The sequence below is a fragment of the Trinickia sp. genome, from assembly GCF_036503415.1.
GTDB lineage: Bacteria > Pseudomonadota > Gammaproteobacteria > Burkholderiales > Burkholderiaceae > Trinickia.
This window is the reverse complement of the sequence record NZ_DASXWY010000208.1, coordinates 1-1526: the sequence shown is the minus strand read 5'-3', so window position 1 is coordinate 1526 and position 1526 is coordinate 1. Positions and strand designations below refer to the sequence as shown.

Here is a 1526-nt window from a genome sequence, read left to right as displayed (position 1 = left end):
GTCGCCGACTACGACTCATGTGTGCGCTGTGCCGCCCAGATCCGCTCCGAAATCGGGCCGATCGACATCCTCATCAACAATGCCGGCATCACGCGCGACGCCAGTTTCAAGAAGCTCGACAAGGGTGCCTGGGATGCCGTGTTGAGCACCAATCTCGATTCGGTCTTCAACATGACGAAGCAGTGGTACGAGGACATGACGGCCCGCGGGTGGGGGCGCATCGTCAACATTTCGTCTGTGATCGGCTGCAAAGGCGGTTTCGGGCAAACCAACTATGCGGCGGCCAAGGCGGGCATGCATGGGTTTACCAAGTCGCTTGCGCTCGAATTGGCCCGCAATGGGGTGACGGTCAATACCGTATCGCCGGGCTTCATCGCAACGCGTATGGTCATGGCGGTACCCGAGGACGTCTTGAAGACGAAGATCCTGCCCGAGATTCCCGTCGGCCGACTCGGTCAACCCGAGGAGGTGGCCGCGTTGATTGCCTATTTGTGCTCGGACGAAGCGGGTTTCGTCACCGGGGCCAACATCTCGATCAACGGTGGACAGCATCTGCAATAGCGCCGCGACGCTTCGCGGCATCGTTGCCGCACGTCGGTTCCGCCCCCGTCCGGCGCCGCGCCGACACTCCTGACGCGGACAGCCACCGGACGGAATTTGCCGCGCGCCACGCGTCACGTGCGCGCGGCTTTTTCTTGGCTTCACGAAGATGTTCGTCGACGGCCGCCACGTAGCGGGAACAGGGGTTGCTGACTCGCCGACGCGCGCGTCGCCCGCCCTGGCGCCGACGCACCCCATCGTTGCTGCGAGCGCGCCGGTGACAGGCGCTCGGGCCCAATCGCCAAGGACCGCATATGTCGCTCTCCCTCGCCCGGCGCCTCGCAGCGGCCAGCCTTACGGCCATCCTGTCCGCGAGCCCGGTTGCGCTCAGCGTCTGTTACGGCGCGCAGCCGATCGAGGCGTCGCCCTACGCGAGCGCTGTCGCCCGGCAATCGCCGCCGATCGCGGCATCGCAGGTCAACCCGCACGCCCAGCCCTCTCCCGTCGAACCGGCATCTCCGTTCGCGCTGTACGGCGAGCTTTATCGCGCGGTGGAGCTTGCCCGGATTTTTCCGGACAGCAAGACGTTCGCCGATATGATCCCGAACGCACCGCCGCAGCAGATCGTCGCCGAGTTCGCCGCCCAGCGGGACCAGCCCGGGTTCGATCTGCGCAACTTCGTGGAAGCGCGGTTCAGCGCCCCGGCCGGCAGCGATAGCCACTATGCAACGGATCCGAACCAGAACGTCGTCGCGCACATCGACACGCTCTGGAACGTGCTACGCCGCGGCCCCGACCGCGTCGAGAGCCGATGGTCGTCTCTGCTGGCGCTGCCTCAGCCCTATCTCATCCCGGGTGGCCGCTTCGACGAAATCTATTACTGGGATTCGTACTTCATCATGCTCGGCCTCGAACAAAGCGGCCGGCACGACTTGGCGAAGGAGGAACTCAAGAATTTCGCCACGCTGATCGACCGCTACGGTCAC

2 protein-coding genes are annotated in these 1526 nt (G+C 64.8%); both read left to right on the top strand.

Translation table 11 applies throughout. The annotated features are described in order from the left end of the window. A partial coding sequence (locus tag VGL01_RS24150; RefSeq protein WP_331573890.1) for an SDR family oxidoreductase occupies positions 1-561 on the top strand: 561 nt, incomplete at its 5' end. Between the two features lie 293 nt (positions 562-854). Further along, positions 855-1526, top strand: a 672-nt coding sequence (locus tag VGL01_RS24145) for a trehalase family glycosidase (protein WP_331573888.1), incomplete at its 3' end; no start/stop codon positions are given.